Annotated in this window: 20 protein-coding genes and 1 pseudogene; 11 read left to right on the top strand and 10 right to left on the bottom strand. The window is 31.3% G+C overall.

The genetic code is table 11. The features are described from left to right. Positions 1-56: 56 nt before the first annotated feature. The 9 genes from SY27_RS10120 to SY27_RS10160 form a co-directional block, all read right to left on the bottom strand. Positions 57-2,654, bottom strand: coding sequence for a S8 family serine peptidase (locus tag SY27_RS10120; protein WP_052705265.1), 2,598 nt, complete (start codon positions 2,652-2,654; stop codon positions 57-59). Positions 2,655-2,926: 272 nt separating this feature from the next. Beyond that, a complete protein-coding gene (locus SY27_RS10125; protein WP_045969831.1) occupies positions 2,927-3,583 on the bottom strand; it encodes a CoA transferase subunit B in 657 nt (218 codons plus the stop codon). A 2-nt stretch (positions 3,584-3,585) separates the two neighbouring features. Then, on the bottom strand, positions 3,586-4,284 hold the full coding sequence (locus SY27_RS10130; RefSeq protein ID WP_045969833.1) for a CoA transferase subunit A: 699 nt from the start codon (positions 4,282-4,284) through the stop codon (positions 3,586-3,588). 18 nt (positions 4,285-4,302) lie between these two features. Continuing rightward, positions 4,303-6,591 carry a penicillin-binding protein 1A gene (locus SY27_RS10135; protein ID WP_045969835.1) on the bottom strand — a complete coding sequence of 763 codons (2,289 nt, stop codon included), beginning with the start codon at positions 6,589-6,591 and terminating at the stop codon, positions 4,303-4,305. 2 nt (positions 6,592-6,593) lie between these two features. After that, positions 6,594-7,085, bottom strand: a complete 492-nt coding sequence (locus tag SY27_RS10140) for a gliding motility lipoprotein GldH (protein ID WP_045969837.1) — start codon at positions 7,083-7,085, stop codon at positions 6,594-6,596. Next, entirely contained in the window at positions 7,066-8,259 is a 1,194-nt protein-coding gene (locus SY27_RS10145) for a regulatory iron-sulfur-containing complex subunit RicT (protein WP_045969839.1), read from the bottom strand. Before SY27_RS10145 ends, SY27_RS10140 begins: the two co-directional genes overlap by 20 nt. Before the next feature lie 173 nt (positions 8,260-8,432). Then, positions 8,433-8,663 carry a ferredoxin gene (locus SY27_RS10150; RefSeq protein WP_045969841.1) on the bottom strand — a complete coding sequence of 77 codons (231 nt, stop codon included), beginning with the start codon at positions 8,661-8,663 and terminating at the stop codon, positions 8,433-8,435. Further along, positions 8,663-9,904: a peptidase U32 family protein gene (locus SY27_RS10155; RefSeq protein WP_045969843.1), complete on the bottom strand. Its 1,242-nt coding sequence runs from the start codon at positions 9,902-9,904 to the stop codon at positions 8,663-8,665. The genes SY27_RS10150 and SY27_RS10155 overlap by 1 nt, the downstream gene beginning before the upstream one ends. Further along, complete coding sequence (locus SY27_RS10160) at positions 9,904-11,262, bottom strand: rhodanese-related sulfurtransferase (RefSeq protein WP_045969845.1); 1,359 nt, start codon at positions 11,260-11,262, stop codon at positions 9,904-9,906. Before SY27_RS10160 ends, SY27_RS10155 begins: the two co-directional genes overlap by 1 nt. Positions 11,263-12,285: 1,023 nt before the next feature. On the opposite strand from SY27_RS10160, the gene serS reads away from it, so the two are divergent. The 8 genes and pseudogenes from serS (at position 12,286) to SY27_RS10200 (ending at position 20,322) form a co-directional block, all read left to right on the top strand. Beyond that, positions 12,286-13,557: a serine--tRNA ligase gene (gene serS / locus SY27_RS10165; RefSeq protein ID WP_045969847.1), complete on the top strand. Its 1,272-nt coding sequence runs from the start codon at positions 12,286-12,288 to the stop codon at positions 13,555-13,557. 81 nt (positions 13,558-13,638) lie between these two features. After that, complete coding sequence (locus SY27_RS10170; protein WP_045969849.1) at positions 13,639-15,417, top strand: tetratricopeptide repeat protein; 1,779 nt, start codon at positions 13,639-13,641, stop codon at positions 15,415-15,417. Positions 15,418-15,471: 54 nt separating this feature from the next. Continuing rightward, the gene (locus tag SY27_RS10175) at positions 15,472-15,798 is read left to right on the top strand and encodes a DUF4286 family protein (RefSeq protein ID WP_045969851.1); all 327 of its coding nucleotides are present in this window, start codon (positions 15,472-15,474) and stop codon (positions 15,796-15,798) included. Between the two features lie 94 nt (positions 15,799-15,892). Beyond that, entirely contained in the window at positions 15,893-16,669 is a 777-nt protein-coding gene (gene rsmA, locus SY27_RS10180; protein ID WP_045969854.1) for a 16S rRNA (adenine(1518)-N(6)/adenine(1519)-N(6))-dimethyltransferase RsmA, read from the top strand. Continuing rightward, on the top strand, positions 16,659-18,011 hold the full coding sequence (gene mgtE / locus SY27_RS10185) for a magnesium transporter (protein ID WP_045969855.1): 1,353 nt from the start codon (positions 16,659-16,661) through the stop codon (positions 18,009-18,011). The genes rsmA and mgtE overlap by 11 nt, the downstream gene beginning before the upstream one ends. A 95-nt stretch (positions 18,012-18,106) precedes the next feature. After that, a pseudogene (locus SY27_RS10190) lies at positions 18,107-19,054 on the top strand (2-hydroxyacid dehydrogenase); the annotation flags it as partial. A 435-nt stretch (positions 19,055-19,489) separates the two neighbouring features. After that, positions 19,490-19,873, top strand: coding sequence for a DUF4234 domain-containing protein (locus SY27_RS10195; protein WP_045969857.1), 384 nt, complete (start codon positions 19,490-19,492; stop codon positions 19,871-19,873). Between the two features lie 137 nt (positions 19,874-20,010). Beyond that, the gene (locus SY27_RS10200) at positions 20,011-20,322 is read left to right on the top strand and encodes a DUF2752 domain-containing protein (protein WP_235270953.1); all 312 of its coding nucleotides are present in this window, start codon (positions 20,011-20,013) and stop codon (positions 20,320-20,322) included. 3 nt (positions 20,323-20,325) lie between these two features. Here the strand turns inward: SY27_RS10200 and SY27_RS10205 are convergent, their stop codons facing one another. Beyond that, positions 20,326-22,125 (bottom strand): lysophospholipid acyltransferase family protein, encoded by a 1,800-nt coding sequence (locus SY27_RS10205; protein WP_045969861.1) that lies wholly within the window; start codon positions 22,123-22,125, stop codon positions 20,326-20,328. 178 nt (positions 22,126-22,303) lie between these two features. On the opposite strand from SY27_RS10205, the gene SY27_RS10210 reads away from it, so the two are divergent. The 3 genes from SY27_RS10210 (at position 22,304) to SY27_RS10220 (ending at position 25,282) form a co-directional block, all read left to right on the top strand. Continuing rightward, positions 22,304-23,065, top strand: coding sequence for an exodeoxyribonuclease III (locus SY27_RS10210; protein ID WP_045969863.1), 762 nt, complete (start codon positions 22,304-22,306; stop codon positions 23,063-23,065). A gap of 119 nt (positions 23,066-23,184) precedes the next feature. After that, the gene (locus SY27_RS10215) at positions 23,185-24,150 is read left to right on the top strand and encodes an OmpA family protein (protein WP_045970251.1); all 966 of its coding nucleotides are present in this window, start codon (positions 23,185-23,187) and stop codon (positions 24,148-24,150) included. A gap of 97 nt (positions 24,151-24,247) precedes the next feature. Next, entirely contained in the window at positions 24,248-25,282 is a 1,035-nt protein-coding gene (locus SY27_RS10220) for an aldo/keto reductase (protein WP_045969866.1), read from the top strand. Positions 25,283-25,305 lie beyond the last annotated feature (23 nt).

A 25,305-nucleotide genomic window follows, 5' to 3' on the forward strand; every position in this document is an offset into this window, starting at 1 on the left:
TTCGGAATAAAAAAACGCCTTGAAAATCAAGGCGTTTTTATAAAATTAATCAAAAATTATTCTTTTACAAATTTTTTAGAAATCGTTTTCTGTCCATCATTTACTTCTACTATATACATTCCAGAAGATAACTTAGAAACATCTATTCCTGACTCAATATTGTTTCCAGATTTTACTTTTTGACCTACTAAATTATATATTGAAAAAGTAACTGCTCTATTATCATATACATTTATATTTAACATATTTTGAACAGGATTTGGGAACAAATTAAAATCATAATTTCCACTATTATTTCCTAATTCTTCATTTGTGTTTACAAAATTAAGAGCCGCAGAACCTCCGATATTTACTGTATAATCTTCTACTTCACCATAAGAAAAAGTTTCACAAGCTGTTGAGTTCGAATTATATTTCATTTGAATTCTCATTCTTGTATTTCCTGACAAAGCCGTTGAAGGAACTGTAAAAGTTGAATATAGTGTTCCACTACTTGTAGATGATCCATTTACAACTCTCTCTGAACTTTCAAAAGTTCCATTTTTATTATAATCAATCCAAACAGACCAATATTCATTATACGATGATCCTGTGAAGCCAGCACTAAAGTTTATAGTATTTGATCCATAAGGCAAGTTTGCCACTAAACTAGTAAAATCTCCATATCCTCCATTAGCCCCTGTAGAATTTGACACATTATTTAACCCTACAAAATCAATAAATTCATCTGCAACACTATTCCCTTTAGATGTACAATATGTCACTGTAGAACCTCCTAAAGTAGAAAAAAGCTTAGAAGCCGAATATGCTGAAGTTCCTGAATCTGGACATATACTTCTTACTTGCGCTTCATAATCTGTACTTGAAGAAAGTCCTGTAAGAACTAATCCATTAGAAGCCGAAGCAACCGTTGTCCAAGTTGACGATGTTGTAGTTTTATATCTAACTTCATACGTTGCCCCTACTACTGAAGACCAGCTTAATGAAGTACTAGATGATGTTGTATTTGAATTATTTAAATTTAAAGGAGTAGTAGCATTACAAACTGTAGATGTATTTGTAATTCCCGTAACAATTAAAGTATAATTTTGACTACCTCCTGATAATGAAGAACCTTTATGTGTAACCGTTATTGTATATTGACCTGAAGCATTAGACACATCTATTCTTTCAAAATTATCTTTAACATTATCTCCTAATCCGTTAGTATTTACTCCTGTTAATCTCCATGGAAAATACGTTGTACCAGATTTCGTAATTCTAATATCTAAATCATTAACCAATTTTGCAGTTGATGAGTTAGTAGCTGTAGTAGCTGTTCCCGCAGGATCTGTCCAACTAATAGACGCTAATAAATCATTAATTCCATCACTATTAACTGTTACTGAATAAGACTGACCAGGCTGTAATGTTCTTTGGCTCACTATTGATTGATTTCCATTTTGAGATATTGCTTGTGCCGCTCTTTTTGCATTTAAAAGTCCCCATCCATAGATTGCATCAGGACCATTAGAACCCGCATCATCAGCAGTATGCATCGCCACTCCTTTTAATGTTGCCGAACGCATAAAACTTCCATTTATATTATTATAATGCTGTTGTAACAACAATAAGGTACCTGCAACATTAGGAGAAGCCATTGACGTTCCTGATATTGATTGATATGCTGTATCACTATTTTGATATGTTGAATAAACACTTGTACCATTACCTGTAATATCTGGCTTAATTCTTAAATCATCTGTTGGACCTTGGCTACTACCACCGTTTATTGAAACTGAAATAAGATTTCCACTAGAATCAATATTTGCATCTTGTGCGTTCGCAACAACCAAGTTATTTTTTGAAGTTGAATGACCTGTTAATTTATCATATTGAGGAAAACTGCTATTTAATGGCTGTGAGTTATAATTAGTTCCTCCATCATTTCCTGCAGCTACAACCATTAAATAATTAGGTGCGTTATACATTAAATTATCCCAATCTCTAGAATCATTAATATATGCTCCAAAATAATAATCCGGAACAAGATCTGAACGGAATCCGTATGAATGGTTAGAAATAAGCATCCCATTTGCCGCAGCACTAGTCGCTTCAGACAAATCATTATTCCACATATACCCTCTTACTCTAGATTGCGGAGCCATTCCTTTTGCATTTGCTACTACACCAGAAGCTGCGATAGTCCCTGTAACATGCGCTGCATGAAAATTTAACTGAGTTCCTCCTTCAGATGCTGCATCTTCAACACTTACACGATTTGATCCGCCAGCACCATCATATTCTTGGTGTGTTACTCTAGCATGACCACCGTCCCAAACATAAGCAATCATGTTTTGTCCATTTAAATTTAATCCTAAACTTCCACCTGAGTGAAGGTGATTGGCTCTTGTAGATTTTGCTGCTGCAACATTAAAAGTGCTATAATAAATTAAACTTCCGTCTGCATCTACTCTTTGTAGCTCTGCATAGCCTCCATCTTTTAAATTAACATATATTGGTATATTGTTACTTTTTGCAAATTCAATTGCAGCCTTTTTATTAGCTTTTTCTTTTTCAAGAAATGAATTTGACATTTTTGTGATTTGCTGAACATTATATTCATTTGTAATTTGTTTTCTCTCCATTTCTGTTTGTCCAAAAGAATTTGACATAGAGAATAACAGGCCTGCAAATAGCAGCCTACTGAAATAGTTTTTTCTTACCATAATAAAAATAGTTGTTTGTTGTTTATTTTGTTTGATATTTATAAATACGCTGCGAATTTAACAAAAAAATAACATTAAATTCAACAAACAGTTATTTCTACCAATAAATATCACTTTATTTTAAGTATTTTAACAAATTTTTAAGTGTTCTGGCAAAATGTAACAAAAAAAGCCATGTTTTTCAACACAGCTTTTATAAATATTTAAATATTAGAAACTTACAATATCATTTCTGGAATTTCCCCTTCAATTATTAAAGTTCCTTCAGTTGCCTTTTTAATATCATCAACAGAAACTCCTGGTGCCCTTTCTAGTAACTTAAATCCTTTTTCAGTAATTTCTATTACTGCTAATTCAGTAACAATTTTTTTAACACACTTAACACCTGTTAATGGAAGTGAACAACTTTTAAGAAGCTTAGATTCACCTGCTTTATTTACATGCATCATCGCTACAATTATATTCTCTGCTGATGCAACCAAATCCATTGCTCCTCCCATTCCTTTAACCATTTTCCCTGGAATTTTCCAGTTTGCAATATCTCCATTTTCGGAAACTTCCATTGCTCCTAAAATTGTTAAATCTACTTTTTGACTACGAATCATTCCAAAACTAAAAGCAGAATCGAAAAAACTAGCCCCTGGTAAAGTAGTTATAGTTTGTTTTCCTGCATTTATAATATCTGCATCTTCCTCTCCTTCAAAAGGGAAAGGCCCCATTCCTAAAACACCGTTTTCACTTTGAAATTCTACAGAAATATCTTCCCTAACATAATTTGCAACTAATGTTGGGATTCCAATACCTAGGTTTACGTAATAACCATCTTTTACTTCTTTAGCAATTCTTTGCGCTATTTGATTTTTATCTAATGCCATGATTATTTTTGTCTTACAGTTCGTTGCTCAATTCTCTTTTCAAACTTTTCTCCTTTAAAAATACGGTTTACCATAATTCCTGGAATATGAATTTGATTCGGATCTAAAGTTCCTGCTGGAACTAATTCTTCAACCTCAGCAATTGTAATTTTCCCTGCTCCTGCCATTACAGCATTAAAGTTTCTGGCCGTTCCTTTAAAGATAAGATTTCCAGCTTCATCTCCCTTCCACGCTTTTACTATAGCAAAATCTGCTTTAAAAGCATGTTCCATAACGTGCATTTTACCATTAAAATCTCTCACTTCTTTTCCTTCTGCCACTTCAGTTCCATAACCTGCAGGCGTGAAAAAAGCCGGAATACCTGCTTGAGCCGCACGACATTTCTCTGCTAATGTCCCTTGCGGTGTTAATTCCACTTCTAGTTCTCCAGAAAGCATTTGTCTTTCAAACTCTGCATTTTCTCCTACATAAGAAGAAATCATTTTCTTTATTTGACGATTTTGCAACAATAACCCTAATCCAAAATCATCAACTCCTGCATTATTTGATATGCAAGTTAAATCTGTAACTCTTTTACTTACTAATTCAGCAATACTGTTTTCAGGAATTCCACAAAGCCCAAAACCTCCCAACATTATAGTCATTCCATTCTCAATCCCTTGTAAAGCCTCTTCAACGTTATTTACTCTACGATTAATCATAATATTTTCTATGTTTATTTAAAGATCAAATTCATTCATATCTGGAGCATCAACATCAATAGAATCTGTAGTAACTTTCGCCTTATCACAGTCTACACTAATAGAAATCTTATCAGGTCTTTCAAATGCACCTTTAGAGACATTTAATTCTTTATCCTTATAACATTTATCCATAAACAATCCCCATATTGGTAATGCCATTGTCGCTCCTTGTCCAAAATTTGTACTTCTAAAGTGTGCAGCTCTATCTTCATTTCCAACCCATATTCCCGCAGAAAGATTAGGCACCATACCTATAAACCAACCATCTGAATTATTCTGAGTAGTTCCTGTTTTCCCTGCTATTGGATTATTAAATTTATATTTATAATTTGTCAATCCTCTTACACTTCCGTTTCTAAGACGCGCACTTGTTCCTGATTGCACTACCCCTTCCATTAACTTTACTATAGCATAAGCTACATCTTTATTCATTACATCTTTAGACTCTGGAATAATTTGCTCTAAAATCACACCGTTTTTATCTTCAATTCTTGTAATAAATGTTGGTTTTATATAAACTCCTTGATTAACAAAAGTACTAAACGCCCCAACCATTTCACTCACTGTAATTTCTACAGCACCTAATGCAATTGCTGGTTGTTCTGGAATATCTGTAGTAACACCTAAGTCATGTGCCATATTAACAACTGCTTTAGGACCTACTCTATCCATCAACTTAGCCGAAACTGTATTTATAGAATTAGCCAAACAAAACTTCAAGTCTTTCATCCCATAATATTTATGACTTGAGTTTCTTGGTGTCCAACTAGATGATATTCCCCATCTTCCTTTTGGCATTGTGAATGGACCATCAATAATAGAATCACATGGAGACATCCCTAATTGCTCAATAGCAGTTGAATAAACAAACGGTTTAAATGTTGAACCTACTTGTCTTGCTCCTTGTCCAACATGATCATACTGAAAATATTTATAATTATTCCCACCAACCCATGCCTTTATATGACCTGTTTGCGGCTCCATTGCCATCATTCCAGTTTGAAGCATATGTTTGTAATAAATAATAGAATCTCTTGGTGTCATTATGGTGTCTTTTTCACCTTTCCAAGAGAATATTTTCATTTTTGCTTTAACTTCAAAAGATTTTAGAATTTCAGCATCCGACTTTCCGTCTTCTTTTAAAATTCTCCATCTCTCAGAGTTTTTCATTGATCTCTTAATTATTTTTTCAGTTTCTACATCAGATAGATTAACAAAAGGCGCATTTTTCTTTCCTTTTGCCAGTTCAAAAAACTTAGCTTGTAAATTTGTCAAATGTTCTTCTACTGATTCTTCCGCATACTTTTGCATACGCGAATCAATCGTTGTGTATATTTTTAAACCGTCTCTATATATATCATACTCAGAACCATCATCTTTTTTATGCTCTTTAACCCAGTCTTTCATATACCCCTTTAGATATTCTCTAAAATATGTTGCAATTCCTTCATTATGGCTTTCAGGCTTAAAATCAAGAACAAGTGGTGTGTTTTGCAATTCTATTTTTTTTGCTTCTGTTAAAAAACCACTTCTAACCATTTGCCCTAAAACAGTGTTTCTTCTATCTAGAACTAATTTCTTTCTAGTTTCACGATTGGGATTAAACCAAGAAGGATTTGTTAACATTCCGACAAGAACTGCTCCTTCTTCAACTTTTAAATCTTTAGGTTCTTTATTAAAATAGATTTTTGAAGCTGAACGAATACCTATAGCTCCATTTACAAAATCTACCTGATTTAAATACATTGCAATGATTTCCTTTTTTGTGTATTGTCTTTCCAAACGAACTGCAATGATCCATTCTTTTATTTTTTGAACAACAGCAACAATTTTATTTCTAGAACGTTCCCCATGAAACAACAACTTCGCTAACTGCTGACTAATAGTACTTGCTCCTCCATCGGTTCCTAGTTTTACAATTGCCCTTATTGTTCCTCTTGGATCAATTCCAGAATGCTCATAAAAACGCTCATCTTCTGTAGCAATTAAAGCATTTATAAGATCTTTAGGTAAATCTTCATATTTCACAGGAATCCTATTTTGAGTATAGAATTTTCCTAAAACCACTCCATCAGAAGATATGATTTCTGTAGCTACATTAGAATCAGGATTTTCTAAATTTTCAAAAGTTGGCATTGCTCCAAAAAAACCCCATGAAGCAAATAAAAATAATAGAATTACACTTGTAAGACCAAACAAAAAAGTCTTCCAAAAAATCTTAATATATTTAGAGTAATTATTAGTTTCTTTTTTTTTCGTAGCCATAATTATTTTGTTTTTTCAATTCTGAAACCTATATCTGTAACTCCTTTTAATTCTTCAATTCCTGAAACACTACCTGTTTCTCTTAGTGCATGTTGAATTTTTACAGTATACTTCCCTGCTTGCTTAAATTTAAAATTTTCTTGATACCACAATTTACTTTCTTTAATGTCCGAAAAACCTTCTCCTAATAATGACCCATCAGGCTTTGTCATTGCAAATTCCAAAGTATCAATTTTTACTAAACTATCAGGCTGCTTAAGCGACACTATAAGAAACAAGTTATTAAATGGATACTCATTTGTATTTCGAATATTTAGAAATAAATTATATGGATTTATTGTATCTTTTTGATCAAAAACAAACTGAATAGTATCTGTTGTTTCCCAATTTCCATTAACTCCTTTGTATTCATCAAATACTCTTTTTTTATCACAAGAAAAAAAGAGTACAAAAATTATAAAAAATAATACTGCGTTATTCCTTTTTAGAATCATTTTTAAAATTTGTTGGTTTACGACGCTTTTTATTCTTATTATTAGTCTTATTATTACTGTTTTTATTAGGTTTTTTTCTTGTTTTATTATCAAAACGAGTCAAACTATCTTGTCCTACTACATTTTGAAAATTATTTTCAATTTCTTTAGCGGTTTCAATCACAAAATCTTCAATAGCCTCAACTTTTTTACTATCTTTATTTATAGCTATAATCTCCTTTACATTAGCAACGGATAAAACATGCCAATGAGCTGGTTGATTTTCATAAGAAAACCACATTAATTCTTTAAAAATGTCTACTTTTTGGCAATTTGCATTCCCTTTTTCTGTAAAAAGTTTAGTGTCTAAATCAGGAAATTCTTTTAATGCATCTAAATATGTATCTAATTCATAATTCAAACAGCATTTTAACTTTCCACATTGTCCTGCTAATTTTTGAGGATTCAACGACAATTGTTGATATCTTGCCGCTGAAGTATTAACACTTCTAAAATCAGTTAACCATGTTGAACAACAAAGCTCTCTTCCACAAGATCCAATACCTCCTAATCGAGAAGCTTCTTGACGAAACCCGACTTGCTTCATTTCAATTCGAATACTAAACTCACGAGCGAAATCTTTGATTAATTGGCGAAAATCGACTCTATCATTTGCTGTATAATAAAAGGTTGCTTTTGAGCCATCTCCCTGAAATTCAACATCTGATATTTTCATTTCCAAGTTTAGCGCAATTGCCAGCTCTCGGGCTTTCATTCTAACAATCTCTTCTTTCTTTCTCGCTTCGCTCCATATATCTATGTCTTTTTGAGACGCCTTTCTGTATATTTTTGGTAATTCACTCTCAATTGGAACATTTTTCTTTTTCATTTGAATTTTTACTAATTCTCCTGATAAAGACACGATTCCAACATCATGTCCTGGTGAAGATTCTGTTGCAATAACATCTCCCATTGAAAGAGTTAACTTTTCTGTATTTCTAAAAAACTCCTTTCTACCATTTTTAAATCTTACTTCTACACAGTCAAACGGTTCTTGACCTTGTGGTAATGTCATATTTGATAACCAATCAAAAACAGTTAATTTATTGCAGCTTCCGGTGCCACACGACCCTTTATTGTTACATCCCTTAGGAACACCATCGGTTGTTCCTGTCGAACAGTTATTACATGCCATAATTTGAATATATATTGATTGCGCTTGTAAACAGCACTACTTGTCTAAAACGTATTTGGTTGTAAAGATAGTATAATTTTGTTAATGGTTTCAAGCTAAAAATTACACAAAAAAGAAAACCTATTTACATGGTAACGTAAATAGGTTTTATATAGTACATTTTTAATTATTTTTCAGACTTCTTTAATTGAAATAATTTTAACCGGACATGCTTTAACGGCCAACTCTCCATCTTCAAAAATTGTATGATCTGGCGATTTCAATGTAAAAAATCCTTTTGCGTCATTTGAGTTCAACAACACTGTTTTACCGTCTTTTTTTGACATCTGAAATAAATTAGGAGCCATTTCTACACAGTAATTACACCCAATACATTTATCTCTTTGTAACGTTACAACAACCATTAACTTGCTACAATTTTATACATTTTATCCGACAAACGAATTCTAAAAGGCACTTTTAAAGTACAACTATCTCCTTTTATTGCTTTTTCAGCATCTACATCATTCACGTACATTTCTTCTAAAACCAGCTCTTGTGCACCTGTACTTGGTCCTGTAATTAAAATTTTATCTCCTTTTTTAATATCGTAAGCTTCAATTTTAAATTCTGCAATATTAGATTTCGGAAAATAATGCATTCCTTTCCCCACATACACTTTCTTTTGTGTAGCACTAGATCCAGGATTATCTGACCATTCTCCTAGCTTTTGACCTAAGTAATAACCACTCCAAAAACCACGATTATAAACAGTTGCTAAAGTTTGCATCCATACATCAACTTTTTCTTTTGTAAAGACACCTTCATAATACGCATCAATAGCTTCTCTATAAGTTTTTATAACTGTCGCCACATAATCAGCAGCTCTACCTCTACCTTCAATTTTTAACACTTTTATTCCCGAATCTATTACTTGATCTAAGAAATCCAAAGTACATAGATCCTTAGGGGACATTAAATACTCATTATCTACTTCAATTTCAAAACCAGATTCCTGATCTATAACTGTGTATTTTTTTCTGCAATTTTGCTTACACGCTCCTCTATTTGCAGAAGAATTATGCGAATGCAAGCTCAGGTAGCATTTCCCAGAAACTGCCATACACAAAGCACCATGTCCGAAAATTTCAATTTCTACCAAATTTCCACTTGGCCCTTTTATTTCTTCCTTTTCTATATTGGCTGTGATATTTTTTACTTGACGTAAACTTAATTCTCTAGACAATACAATTGTATCAGCAAACATAGCATAAAACTTAACTGTTTCAATATTTGTTACATTCAACTGCGTGGAAATATGCACTTCAATTCCCATTGTTTTTGCCGTCATTATTACCGCCTGATCTGAAGCGATAACTGCTGTAATGCCCGCCTCTTTAACCTTAGACAAAAGCGTTTTTACAACTGACAAATCATGGTCGTAAATAATTGTATTTAACGTTAAATAGGTTCTAACGTTTTTTTCATTACATCTTCGAGCAATTTCTGGTAAATCTTCTAAAACAAAATTCACTGTTGCACGAGCCCGCATATTCAATTGCTCCACTCCAAAATAGATTGAATCACAACCATTATCTAGAGCTGCCTGCATCGATTCGAAATTTCCAGCAGGAGCCATCAATTCAATTTTTCCAGAAGTAGTCATTACTTAATAATTTTAAATAATTTATCTGAAAGTCTAACTCTAAAAGGAACTTCAAAAGTTATTTTATCTCCTTTTTTAGCCACATCAGTCTCTTTTCCGTTTACCAACATTTTATCTAAAATCAATTCTTGATTCCCTGTTGTTGGACCTGAAATTAAAATCTTGTCTCCTATTTTTATTTCTTGATTTTCTACAATAAAAAGTCCAATTTCTGCTTTCACATAATAATGTTCTGCTTTCCCTACCAAAACTTTTTTTATTGCTATTTTTTGACGAATACTATTTGTTTTTGAAACTTTAGCTAATGGCTTATCTTCTAAATCACCACTTTTTTTGAATTTTAAAACTTTAGATTTCCCTTTTTTGAAAACCATATTTCCGTTTTGAATTCCACTTCTTAACTTAACCTGTTCCACCAATGGCAGATGAATAGTTTCTAAACATTCGGCAGAACAACAATTTTGCATACTCTCTTTACAACTATCACACTGTATAAAAAGCAAATGACAACCATCATTTTCACAATTTGTATGATTATCACATGGAGCACCACATTGATGGCATTGAGCAATAATATCGTCTGTTATTCTTTCTCCTAATCGATGATCAAAAACAAAATTTTTACCTATAAATTTACTTTCTAATCCTTCTATTTTTACTTGTCGTGCATATTCAATAATTCCACCTTCTAATTGATACACATTTTTAAACCCTTGGTGTTTAAAATAAGCACTTGCTTTTTCACAACGAATACCTCCAGTACAATACATTAGAAGATTTTTCTCTTCTTTATATTGATTTAACTGCTCGTTAATTATTGGCAAACTCTCTCTAAATGTATCTACATCTGGTGTAATTGCTCCTTTAAAATGTCCAATCTCACTTTCATAATGATTCCTAAAATCAACTACAATAGTGTTTGGGTCTTCTAAAAGAGTATTAAATTCTTTTGCTTTAAGATGAATGCCTTTGTTCGTAACATCAAATGTATCATCATTCAATCCATCAGCGACTATTTTATGGCGTACTTTAATTGTAAGTTTTAAAAAAGAATGATCATCTTGCTCTATTGCTACATTGAGTCTTATTCCTTTCATAAAAGAATAAACCTCTAGTGTATCTCTAAAAGTTTCAAAGTTTTCTGCCGGAACGCTCATTTGAGCGTTTATTCCTTCATGTGCAACATAAATTCTACCTAGAGCATCAAGTGCATTCCAAGCAATAAATAAATCATCACGAAATTTTTTTGGATCTTCAATTTTGGCATACGCATAGAAAGACAAAGTTAGCCTTTGTTGTCCTGCTTGATCGATAAGCTCAACTCTTTCTTCTGCGCTTAATGTGTTATACAGTTGCATGCTATAAACGTATTTAAGTGAGAAAATAATTTAATCCTAAATGGAAGGATTTGACGCCAAAGATACATTTTTATTTTAAAATCTAAAAAAGGCTATTCTTACTTTCAAAAAACAATAACATTAACCTATAAAATAATTACAAATTAATAAAAAGTTTAGTCCTGCTTTTCGTTTAATTTGTGTCCTACAAATAAGGAAGTTTACATAACACTTGGGCTTACATTGGTTCCATCTACTTTTTTACTGATCAATTGTCCTATAAACTTCCCAAAAAATCGATACATCTTTTATGACAATTTTTACAATAAAACTGTTGCTTTTTGTTTTTTGTAAAGCCATTCTTTATTAAGTTTTTAGTTTTACAGTTTGGGCAAATTAAGCTATCACTAATTCTGGAATTCCTAGAAAAAAGTGGACAAATTTTAATCGACCCTAAGCTGCCATTTTTAAATTGTTATTGATTAATTTTTGATACTCTAAAATAGTTAAAATAACACAATGAAGCATCCTTTTTTTTAAAGTAGTACACGAAATTCCGGAATTTCGTGTTGTTTTTATGTTGTGATTTTTTTTTATTTTTAAAATAAAAAAAAATCACACGAGTAAATTGAGTGTCTTTAGCAAGGGTGATACTTCATATCAAAGGTTAGGATAGAGGGAGCAAATAGTATGGAAAAGTAATAGTATTTAAAAAGACAACAAATTGTATTAACCAAACGAAGAATCGCTGTATAGCTATATTAGGATTAATTTAATAAACTGTATAATTATTTTAGGATGAGTCAAAGACGGTGATACTCCCTATCAACCCCGTATATACCCCTTATCAAAGTCGTAGTTGTGGTACCCCATGACTTATTTTCTTTTGCGGTTTTTAGTAAAAAACAAGAGTAGAAAGAAAAATGTAACCATAGATAAAATAGTTTTAACGCTTTTTCATTTATTTTTTCATTTTTTAATCCTCATAGTCCTAAAAAGTAATATCAAATTCATTAGATTTGCTTTTTTAAAATTTAAAAAATTATGTTACAGGTAACTTACATTAGAGAAAACAAGGAAGACGTTATCAAGAGATTAGCAAAAAGAAACATAGATGCTAAAGACTTGGTAGAACTAGTTGTAGAATTAGATGAAAAAAGAAGAGCTACACAAGTAGAACTAGACAACATTCTTGCAGAATCCAACAAAGTATCTAAAGACATAGGAGCCCTAATGAAGAATGGAGAAAAAGCAAAAGCTGAAATTTTAAAAGAAAAAACAGCTCAGTTTAAAGAACAAACAAAAGAGCTAACAGAAACTTTAAATACAGTAGCTACTCAATTACAAGATGAGTTATATAAACTACCAAATATTCCCGCAGAAATTGTTCCAGTAGGAAAAACACCCGAAGAAAATATAAACATATTTGAAGAAGGTGAAATACCAAAACTACACCAAGGTGCATTGCCTCATTGGGAATTAGTAAAAAAATACGACATTATTGATTTTGATTTAGGAGCAAAAATTACAGGAGCCGGTTTCCCTGTTTACAAAGGAAAAGGTGCTAAATTACAACGTGCTTTAATCACTTACTTTTTAGACAAGAATACCGATGCCGGTTATCAAGAATTTCAAGTACCTCATTTGGTAAACGAAGCTTCAGGTTATGGAACAGGTCAATTGCCCGACAAAGAAGGACAAATGTATCATGCAACAGAAGATAATCTATATTTAATTCCTACAGCAGAAGTCCCTGTTACTAACCTATTTAGAGATGTCTTAGTAACAGAAAACGAATTACCAATACTTTGCACAGCCTACACACCCTGTTTCCGTAGAGAAGCAGGGTCTTATGGTTCACATGTAAGAGGATTAAATCGTTTACACCAATTTGATAAAGTAGAAATTGTTCGTGTTGAACATCCTGATAATTCATACACAGCATTAGACGGAATGGTAGAACATGTAAAAGAAATTTTACGCGAACTTAAATTACCATATCGTATTTTAAGATTATGTGGTGGAGATATGGGATTTGCAGCAGCATTAACCTATGATTTCGAAGTATTCTCAACAGCACAAGATCGCTGGTTAGAAATATCATCTGTCTCTAACTTTGAAACATTTCAATCAAATCGATTAAAATTACGTTTTAAAGACAAAGAAGGCAAAAACCATTTAGCACACACTTTAAACGGAAGCTCATTAGCATTGCCTAGAGTTTTAGCAGGTATAATTGAAAACTATCAAACACCAGAAGGAATCGTTATTCCAGAAGTATTAAGAAAATATACAGGGTTTGATATTATAAACTAAAACGTTAATCTTACTAAAATAATGTACTAATTTGACACAAAAATGTGTTACTTTAGTACATTATTTGTTTTCTAAAGAAAAATGAAAAACTACCTTCTGCTAATAACATTATTTATTTCACTAATTGCAACATCACAAAATGAGCAATTAGCAATTGATTATTATGAAAAAGGAGAGTTTGACAAAGCCCTTACTCTACTAGAACAAATAGCAGCAAAACAACCCTCAAATTATGCTTATTTCCAAAGAATAACAGATTGCTACCAACAATTAAAACAATTTGACAAAGCTGAAAAAACAATAGAAGCTAGAAAAGCTAAATACTACCAACCTTTATTATATGTAGATTTAGGATATAATTTTCAACTTCAAAATGAAAATGCAAAAGCTAAAAAAAATTACGAATTAGCCATTGAAGCCGTTGAAGAAAGACCAAACTATGCGTATCAAATAGGAAATATATTCGAAAAAAAAGCACTTCTAGAGTGGGCATTAAAAGCCTATGAAACAGGAACAAAAGGCGATCCAAATCTTAACTTTGATTATCAAATAGCACTACTACAAGGACAATTAGGAAACATTGAATTAATGGCCGATAAACTATTAGATTATGCCTATCAAAAACAAGAAAACACCCCAATTGTTCAAAACTACTTAACCCGATTCATCGCAGACGAAGCAAATGAAACATTTTTAAGCTATCTAAAAAAGACCCTGCTTTTAAGAACACAAAAAACACCCGATGCATATTGGAACCAGTTTTTAAGCTGGCTATATGTGCAACAAAAAGAATACGGAAAAGCTTTCATTCAAGAACGTGCTATTTACAAAAGAAATCCTGAAACCTTTGACAACATAGTTGCACTGGCAAACATGGCTGTAGAAGACAATCAGAGTGAAGACGCCATCCCTATTCTACAATTTATAATAGACAACACAAACGACTTAAGTTGGAAAATTTCTGCTCACACCCTTTTAATGAAAATTAAAATCAAAGAAGCAAAACAAGAAGATTACCCTAAAATTAAAGAAGAATTAGACACCTTATTAAAACAATACAATTACAATCCATATTCATTAGATCTAATCAAATTAATAGCACATTTTGAAGCCTTCAATTTAAACAACACAGAAGAAGCCATTTCTTTATTAAACAAAGCATTAGAACTCTCATTTAGCACTAGAGAAAAAGCAAAAGTAAAACTAGAACTTGCCGATATACTAGTATATAATGAAAAATTCAATCAAGCTATTCTATATTATGCACAAGTAGAAGACAATGTTAAAAATGATGCTTTAGCACATGAAGCTAGCATGAAAATGGCAAAAGCAAATTATTACAAAAACGATTTCGACTGGGCACTACAACAAGTAAAAATATTAAAACAATCTTCTAGTTTATTAATTGCAAATGATGCTGTTGAACTCTATTTATTAATTCAAGACAATTCCTATGAAGATAGCACAAGAGTAGCCCTAACCGCTTTCTCAAAAGCCGATTTGTTATTATATCAAAACAAAGAAACAGAAGCACTACAAGCATTTTTAAATATTTTAGAAAAAAACAAAGGCGACAGTATTGAAGACGAAACATTACTTAAAATAGCCACCATATATAGTAGAAAAAAAGAATATCAAAAAGCACTCACCTATTACAAAATGATATTAGACAATCATGCTGACGGAATTTATATAGACGAAGCCTTATACTTTTCGGCCGAAATCTATCAAAAAGAACTTAATGATATAGAAAATGCCAAACCCTTATATGAAAAAATTGTATTTGAACATTCTGATAGTATATATTTTACCGAAGCCAGAAAACAATTTAGAATGTTAAGAGGTGATAACACTATATAATTCATTAGATTCTAATACCTTTGTTTCCAATTTTAATAAACATAAAAGCATAAAATGATAATATATAACGTTACAATAAACATTGATAAAAGCGTACACGATCAATGGTTACAATGGATGAGAAATAAACACATTGACGATGTTTTAGCCACTGGTCTTTTCACAAGTGCAAGAATGGTGAAAGTATTAGTTGATGAAGAAATGGGCGGCACAACTTACTCTGTTCAATATTTCACCGATTCCAGATCAAAACTAGAAGATTATTATAAAAATCACGCACCACGATTACGTCAAGAAGGATTTGAACTTTTTGCAGATAAAATGCTAGCCTTTAGAACGGAGCTAGAAATAATGAGTGAACATTATGGAAGAGAAAACTAACTCTCCAAAAAAATTAAAATACAATTCTTGTCTTTCTCTGAAGTTATGATTTACTTTTTTCTAACTTCTTTTTTCTAACTTCTAACTTCTAAATATGTCAGTAAAAGCAAAAAAACACCTAGGACAACATTTCTTAAAAGATGAAAGTGTTGCAAAAAATATAGCCAATACTTTATCTTACAAAGGATATGAAAAAATCCTTGAAATAGGACCAGGAATGGGTGTGCTTACTAAATATCTTTTGGACAAACCAATTGAAACAAATGTTATTGAGATTGACACAGAATCAGTAACCTATTTAGAAGAAAATTATCCAAAATTACATGGACATATTATCTCAAAAGACTTTTTAAAGTATAATTTAAATGAAGTTTTTAATAACGAACAATTTGCCATTATTGGTAACTTCCCTTATAATATTTCTACACAAATTGTTTTCAAAACATTAGAAATGAGAGACCAAATACCTGAATTTTCAGGAATGTTTCAAAAAGAAGTAGCCGAACGCATTTGTGAAAAAAAAGGAAGTAAAGTATATGGCATCTTATCCGTTTTAGCCCAAGCTTTCTATGATGCAGAATATCTTTTCACAGTTGATGAGCATGTTTTCGATCCACCACCAAAAGTAAAATCAGGTGTATTGCGATTAACCCGAAAAGAAAACTACAAATTACCTTGCGATGAAAAGTTATTCTTTCAAGTCGTAAAATTAGCTTTTAACCAACGAAGAAAAACCATGCGAAATAGCCTTAAAAGCATGATAAATTCTGATAATTTAAAAGAAGATAGTATCTTTGACCTGCGTCCGGAACAACTTTCGTACGAACAATTCATAAATCTTACTCAAAAAATAGCAGCCGATGGAGTTTAAAATCAGTAAAGAACTTTTAGAACAATTAGAATCTCTTATTCAGGAAAATAAAGAACAAAGCGTTTTAGAATTACTTCAAGAAGTTCACTTTGCTGATATTGCCGAAATCATGGAAGAACTAGAAACCCATGAGGCTATTTATATTTTTAACGCATTAGATTCTGAAAAAACAGCAGAAATCCTACTCGAATTAGATGAAGAAGTTCGTGAAAAAATCCTTCGAAGCCTTTCTGCCAAAGAAATTGCAGAAGAAATCGACGAATTAAGTACCGATGATGCTGCCGATATTATTGCCGAATTACCACAATCTAGAAAAGAAGAAGTAATATCAGAATTAGAAGACGTAGAACATGCAAAAGACATTGTTGACTTATTGCGTTATGATGAAGATTCTGCGGGTGGATTAATGGCAAAAGAATTAGTCAAAGTAAATGAAAATTGGAACGTACTTACATGTGTAAAAGAGATGCGAGCCCAAGCAGAAAACGTTTCTCGGGTACATTCAATATATGTTGTAGATGATGAAAACAGATTAAAAGGACGACTTTCACTAAAAGATTTATTAACCACCTCTACAAAAACACCCATTAGCGAAGTATATATTCCAAAAGTAGACTATGTAAAAGTAAATACTGAAAATGTAGAAGTTGCTAGAATTATGCAAAAATATGACTTAGAAGCCATTCCAGTTGTAGACGAATTAGGAAGACTTGTAGGCAGAATCACCATTGATGATATTGTCGATGTCATCAAAGAAGAAGCAGATAAAGATTATCAATTAGCAGCCGGTATTTCGCAAGACGTAGAAGCAGATGACAGCATATTAGAGTTAACCAAAGCTCGTTTGCCATGGCTAGTTTTAGCACTATTTGGAGGATTTATTTCTGTTCGAGTATTAGGATTATATGAACCTGCAATGAAAATTCATCCTGAATTATTTTTCTTCACACCTTTAATTGCTGCAATGGCAGGAAATGTAGGAGTACAATCCTCAGCAATTATCGTACAAGGTTTAGCAAACAACGCATTATCAGGATCTTTATTAAATCGATTACTAAAAGAACTTTCATTAAGTCTATTAAACGGATTAATATTAGCCATTATACTTATTATAGGAAGCCATTTTTTATTAAACATTGACTTTATAACAGGCTTAACCGTTTCATTAGCACTACTCTCAGTAATAATTACAGCTTCATTAATAGGCACATTTATTCCCATTATTTTAGACAAATATGGTATTGATCCCGCACTTGCAACAGGGCCTTTTATTACAACCAGTAATGATATTATGGGAATTATTATTTTCTTTACAATTGCTAAAGTAATTTTAGGATTTTAATACCGCTTCCTATTTTCTTCCCCAGAAAACTTTTATATAATAAAATATTTTCATGAATTCAAATTATAGCTATCTTTAGCCCTTTATTTTAAAAAATGCAATCAAATCAAATTAAAATCCTTCATATAGATAGCAATCATCCGTTATTATGGAGCCAACTTGAACTAGCTGGTTTCCAAAACGAATCAGACTATATTTCTTCTAAAGAAGCTATCGAATCCAAGATTCAAAATTATCATGGAATTGTAATAAGAAGTCGTTTTAAAATTGATAAAACATTTCTAGACAAAGCCTTAAACCTTCAATTTATTGCTAGAGTTGGAGCTGGTTTAGAAAGTATTGATTGCGAATATGCAGAAAACAAAGGAATTCACTTAATTGCAGCTCCAGAAGGAAATAGAAATGCCGTTGGAGAACATGCCTTAGGAATGATTCTATCTTTGTTTAATAACTTAAACCAAGCAAATACTGAAGTCAAAACAGGACAATGGAATCGTGAAGCTAATCGCGGACATGAATTAGATGGTAAAACCATAGGCATTATAGGCTATGGCAACATGGGAAAAGCATTTGCCAAAAAACTAAGAGGTTTTGATGTAGAAGTATTATGTTATGATATAAAAGAAAATGTTGGAGACGAAAATGCAAAACAAGTTTCTTTAGCAGAATTCCAACAAAAAGTAGAAGTTTTAAGCTTACACACACCTTGGACTCCTACAACGGATAAAATGATAAATGAAACCTTTATTAATTCATTTTCAAAACCATTTTGGATTATTAATACTGCCAGAGGTAAAAACATTGTCACAGCCGACCTAGTAAAAGCTTTACAAGCTAATAAAATTTTAGGAGCTGGCTTAGATGTACTAGAATATGAAAAATTATCTTTTGAGAATTTATTTGATGAAGAAAGCAAGAATAAAGACTTTGAATACCTTAGACAAGCAAACAATGTTTTACTAACACCTCATATTGCAGGTTGGACATTTGAAAGTCATGAAAAATTAGCTCAAACAATAGTAAACAAAATAAAAGCCATTTATTTTACCCCTGAAAAAGAAGAAGATAAAGAAATTCGAGTAACAGGGATAGGAGGCTTCTTTTTTAAATCTGAAAACCCAAAAGAACTTAAAGATTGGTATAAAAATCATTTAGGCTTAAATACAGACGATTACGGTTGTACTTTTTGGTGGAAAGATAAAAAAGGGAATAATTGCAGTACACAATGGAGCCCTTTCAAAAAAGACACAAACTACTTTGAACCATCAACAAAAGAATTTATGCAAAACTTTCGAGTAGCTAACTTAGAAAGTTTAATACAAAAATTACATCAAGAAGGTGTAACAATTATAGGAGAAATGCAGACTTATGAATATGGAAAGTTTGCATGGATACTAGACGGAGAAGGAAACAAAATTGAACTTTGGGAACCGATTGACTCCGCTTTTGAATAGAAAATTAATCAACTAAATATACAAATGGAAACAACAAAAATTGAAACATGGAATAAGCCTAACAATATTCCAGAATTTAAAGTAGAACCTATAATGGTACTTTTTCTAAGCTTTATTACTTGCGGATTGTATTTAATTTATTGGAATATAAAAATCGCAGAAGTAGTAAATGCAGTTACAAATAAAGAATTAATTTCTACACCAGTAGCCGTTTTTTCAGGCTGTTGTTTACCTGTTAATCTTTATTTCTATTATATTTTAGGGAAAGAAGGTATGCCATCTGTTTACAAAATCACAGGAGAGATTGAAAAAGATCAATCTACTTTATTAATCATTTTAGGTTTGTTTTTCCCATTTGCAGCAGCAATGATTGTTCAAGGAGATATTAATAGACTTTACAATAATTAATTACAATTTCAAAATTTGTAAAATATAGAATTTATGGAATAATTGGAGCTATTTTAACTCTGATTATTCCATTATTTATTAGTTTTAATAATCCTAATGACACTTTAGATCACAAGCAATCTTTTTGTCCTTTAAAGATGACTACAGGTTTTCCTTGCCCATCTTGTGGAATTACAAAATCATTGGTTTATACTTATAAAGGGAATATTGAAAAAGCTATTAACTACCATGCTTATGGTCCTTTTGTAATTACTTTTTGTTTCTTTATAATCATTCTTTTTTCTGCAGAGTTAATCACTAAGAAAAAGTATCTAAACAAGTATTTATACAGCAAAAAATTAGCTTACTTTTTAGCTATAACTTTGCTACTCTACCATACCTATAGATTGATTCATTTTATTAAAGACAATACGTTAGATGATATTAAAAAAGAATCTATTTGGTATTAAACTTTAACAACCTCCTTTTTCTTTTCTTTCTAATTCAGCCTGAAACTCCTCCATCACAGGTTTAACAGTGCTTTCAGGAATATCAGAAATTCTTATATACATCAAACCATCAACTGCATTATTAAATAAAGGGTCAACATTAAAAGCTACAACACGTGCGTTTTGCTTAATATATTTCTTAATTAATACAGGTAAACGTAGGTTTCCAGGTTCTACCTCATCAATAATTTTATCAAACTTATTTAAATCTGCTTCAGTTTCATTAAAAACAAAATCTTTATCAGCATCTTTTAGTTTTACTTTATACTCTTTTTTAGGATGAATGTATTGTGCTATATAAGGATCATAATAATGTGATTTCATGAACTCAATCATTAATGATTTTGAAAATTCAGAAAACTGATTACTAATACTAACACCACCTATTAAGAACTTATGTTCTGGATAGCGCAATGTAGTGTGTACAATTCCTTTCCAAAGCAAGAATAAAGGCATTGGTTTTTGTTGATATTCACTAATAATGAAAGCACGTCCCATTTCGATAGATTTACTCATCATATCGTATAATTCTGGCTCAAAACGGAATAAATCATGTAAATAAAAACCATCCACACCATATTTTGGATATATATGAGAACCTAGACCCATTCTATAAGCTCCAGCAATCATTTGGGCTTCTTCATCCCATAAAAACATATGATGATAATACTTATCGTATTTATCTAAATCAATCGATTCATTAGTCCCTTCCCCTACTTCTCTAAAAGTAATTTCTCTTAAACGACCTATTTCATGAAGAATATTTGGAATTTTATCAGCCGTAACTAAGAAAACCTCATAATTTTTACTTTGTAATAATCGACAATCTTCTTCTCTTAAAAATGTAATTTCTTCTAAGATTTGATTATGATTTGCAGGTTTTACAATTTGCTTAGGACTTTTAGGAATTTTTAATGAGGGCGTTGTTATTAATTTACTTTCTTTTTCAAATGCATTAGAAAGCATATATGTTTTCTTTCTTAAGAATTCACCATAAGTATCAATAGAAGTATATTCATTTTGTTCAGCTACAGAAATAGGCTTCCCTATTCTAACTTTAATCACTCTATTTTTTTGTGTTAAAAGCTCACTTGGTAGTTTAGCTGTTCTTAATGTTTCATTTAACTTTGATAAAAAATAAAAAAGTTTACTGTTTTTGGCATGAAAATATATAGGAATTACAGGAACTTCAGCTTTTTTAATAATCTTTATAGCTCCTTCTTCCCAAGGTTTATCAACCACTATTTTGCCATCTCTATAAGTAGAAACTTCTCCTGCTGGAAATACGCCTAATGGTTTTCCATCAGATAAATGCCTTAATGTTTCTTTAATACCTATAAGACTAGATTTTGCATCCTTATGATTTTCAAAAGGATTTACAGGCATTATATAAGGCTTCATAGGAACAATTCTATGAAGTAAAAAGTTGGCAATAATTTTAAAATTTGGTTCTTTTTCAAGCATTAATTTTAAAAGTAAAATACCATCAATTCCACCAAGAGGATGATTAGAAATAGTAATATAAGCTCCGTCTTTAGGTAAACGTTTTAAGTCTTCCTCTGGAATTTCAAACTTAATTTGAAACTCATCTAATATTGCATTTAAAAAATCCAAATCTTTTAAATGTTTATTTCTATCGTAAATTTTGTTGAGAGTAGATATTTTAAGAACCTTCATCAGTAACCATCCTGAAAAAGTCCCTAGAAAACCATATTTATCAGCATTTATAGCCTTAGCTACTTCTTTGGCCGTTACTAATCCCATTTATTTATTTTTTGAGCGAAAAGCAAAGATAACAATTCTAGCCAATATTGAACAAAAAAACTATTCGATTACAGAAAAACTATTCTCGTTTCATTCTTGTTTAATGTTAATCTCTTATAAAATAGTTGCAAAATCACAGCGGTTTTTAGTACTTTTGGTCAATATCTAAAAACAGAAAATGAAAATAATCTCTTATAACGTAAACGGAATTAGAGCAGCTATAACTAAAGGCTTTTTAGATTGGTTGCAACAAGCAAATCCAGATGTTATTTGTTTGCAAGAAATTAAGGCTAATGAAGATCAAATTCCTACAGATGATATTACAAAAGCAGGATATCCTTATCAGTATTATTTCTCAGCTCAAAAAAGAGGATATAGTGGTGTAGCTATTTTGTCAAAAACAGAACCTAAGAACATTGTTTTAGGCACAGGAATTGACCACATGGATTTTGAAGGAAGAAATGTAAGAGTAGATTTTGATACTGTTTCTGTAATGAGTTTATACTTACCGTCTGGAACAAATATTGACAGACTAGAACATAAGTTCAAATATATGGATGACTTTCAAAATTACATAAATGATTTAAAGAAAGAAATCCCAAATCTTATTATTTGTGGCGATTATAATATTTGTCATGAAGCAATAGATATTCACGATCCTATTCGTAACGCTAAAGTTTCAGGTTTTTTACCTGAAGAAAGAGCTTGGCTAGATGCTTTTATGAAAAGTGGATTCATTGATACCTTTCGTCATCTAAACAAAGAACCTCATAATTATAGTTGGTGGAGCTATAGAGCAAATGCAAGAAACAATAATAAAGGATGGAGAATTGATTATTGTTTAGCTTCATTACCTTTAAAAGAGAGAATAGAAAGAGCTTTAATTTTACCCGAAGCAAAACATTCAGATCATTGTCCTGTTTTAGTAGAGATTAAATAATCTATACTATTTAAAATTTATTCCTACTGTTCGCATATCTTTTATTTATTAAGATAATAATGTCTTTCATTAGGATTAATTATGAACCTATTAACTTAAATATAAAAACAATTAAAATTATGATAAAGAAAGTTGCCCTTGCCATGATAGTTTTAGGATTAACTACTTCATGTGTGTCAAAGAAAATTTACCAAGATTTAGAAAGTAAATATGCCGATTTAAAGAAAGAGCGTAATGCATTAGCTGATGACAAAGAGAGCTTATCAGCGGCAAAGAACCAGTTAGAATTAGACAAAAATAGTTTGCAATCGGAATTAGATAAAGTAAAGGCAGAAAGAGATAAATTAGCAACAGACTATGCTGCAACTAAGAAGAGCTTAGATAATCTAAAATCATCTTATTCCGCTTTAGAAAAAAACAGTAATGATGCTTTAGAAAGCAACATGAAAAAGAATCGTGAATTATTAGCCGAATTAGAAGCAAAACAAAAAACATTAAATGCAGAGCAAGAGCGTTTAGATAAATTAAAAGCAGATTTAGAAGCGTCTTCAAACCGATTAGCTGAATTAGAAAAAATGATGGCTGATAAAGATGCTGCAATGAAAAAACTAAAAGAAACTTTATCTAAAGCATTAAATGCATTTGAAGGAAAAGGTTTAACAGTAGAACAACGTAATGGAAAAGTATATGTTTCAATGGAAAACAAACTACTATTTGAATCGGGAAGTTGGACAGTTGGTACTGAAGGAAAAAAAGCAGTAAAAGCATTAGGAGACGTATTAGGTCAAAATCCAGACATTACCGTTTTAATTGAAGGTCATACTGATAATGATAAAATTGTAGGCAGCATAGGTGGCGGAGTAGAAAGCAATTGGGATTTATCTACAAAAAGAGCTACTGCAATTGTTACTATTTTATCTGAGAATAAAGCTATTGATAAAAAGAATTTAACAGCAGCAGGAAGAGGAGAATTTGCTCCTATAGGTTCAAATGAAACTGCTGAAGGAAAAGCAAAAAACAGAAGAATTGAAATTATCTTAACTCCAAAATTAGATGAAATTTCAAAACTAATGAATGAATTATAATTTTTTATATGGAATACAACAAACAGGCTCAAAGTAATATTTTGAGCCTGTTTGTTTTTTAGAAACTTTGTAACTTTGGCTTTTTAAAGAAAAAATAATGAAATACACAATATTACCTAATACAGCTATTAAAATAAGTAAAGTGTGCTTGGGAACCATGACTTTTGGAAATCAAAACACTGAAAACGAATCACATTCTCAATTAGATTATGCATTAGAAAGAGGTGTTAATTTTATAGACACTGCGGAAATGTACCCTATTGGTGGAAACGAACATATATTTGGAAGTACAGAAAGACATATCGGTTCTTGGATTAAAAAATCAAGAAAACGAAATGATATTATTTTAGCCACAAAAATTGCAGGTCCAAATAGAGGAATGGGATATATTCGTAATCCATTAGATTTTTCTAAAAAAAGCATTACAGAAGCAGTTGAGTTAAGTTTAAAAAATTTACAAACTGACTATATTGATTTGTATCAAATGCATTGGCCTGAACGCATTATGAATATGTTTCAAAAAAGAGGCTTACAAAAAATAGATGCCGATTGGCAATATTCTATTTTAGAAATACTACAGATTTTTGACGGATTAATAAAAGAAGGGAAGATAAAAGCAATAGGTGTTTCAAACGAAAACCCTTATGGTGTAATGCGTTATTTGATTGAAAGTGAAAAGCATGGTTTACCTAAGATTGCAAGTATTCAAAATCCATATTCATTATTAAATAGATTATATGAAGTTGGTTTATCAGAAATTGCAATGCGTGAGAACGTTGGTTTACTTGCCTACTCTCCTCTAGGTTTTGGTGTTCTTACAGGAAAGTATCTAGATGAAATAAAACCAAATTATCGCATGGCTATGTTTCCAAATTTCGTTAGATATACAAATGAGAACTGCCATAAAGCCACAAAATTATATAAGGAGTTAGCCGAATCTAATGGTTTAACTTTAACACAAATGGCTTTAGCTTTTGTCAATCAACAAGACTGTGTTACTTCTACTATTATTGGAGCTACTAATTTAGAACAACTGAAAGATAATATAGACGCTTTTGAAACTTCATTATCAAATGAAATATTAGCTGAAATAGAAAACATTCAGGAGCAAATTCCTAATCCTGCTCCTTAATTTTAACAATAATGATATTTTTT

It is taken from the genome of Flavobacterium sp. 316 (assembly GCF_000967805.1).
Lineage (GTDB): Bacteria > Bacteroidota > Bacteroidia > Flavobacteriales > Flavobacteriaceae > Flavobacterium > Flavobacterium sediminilitoris.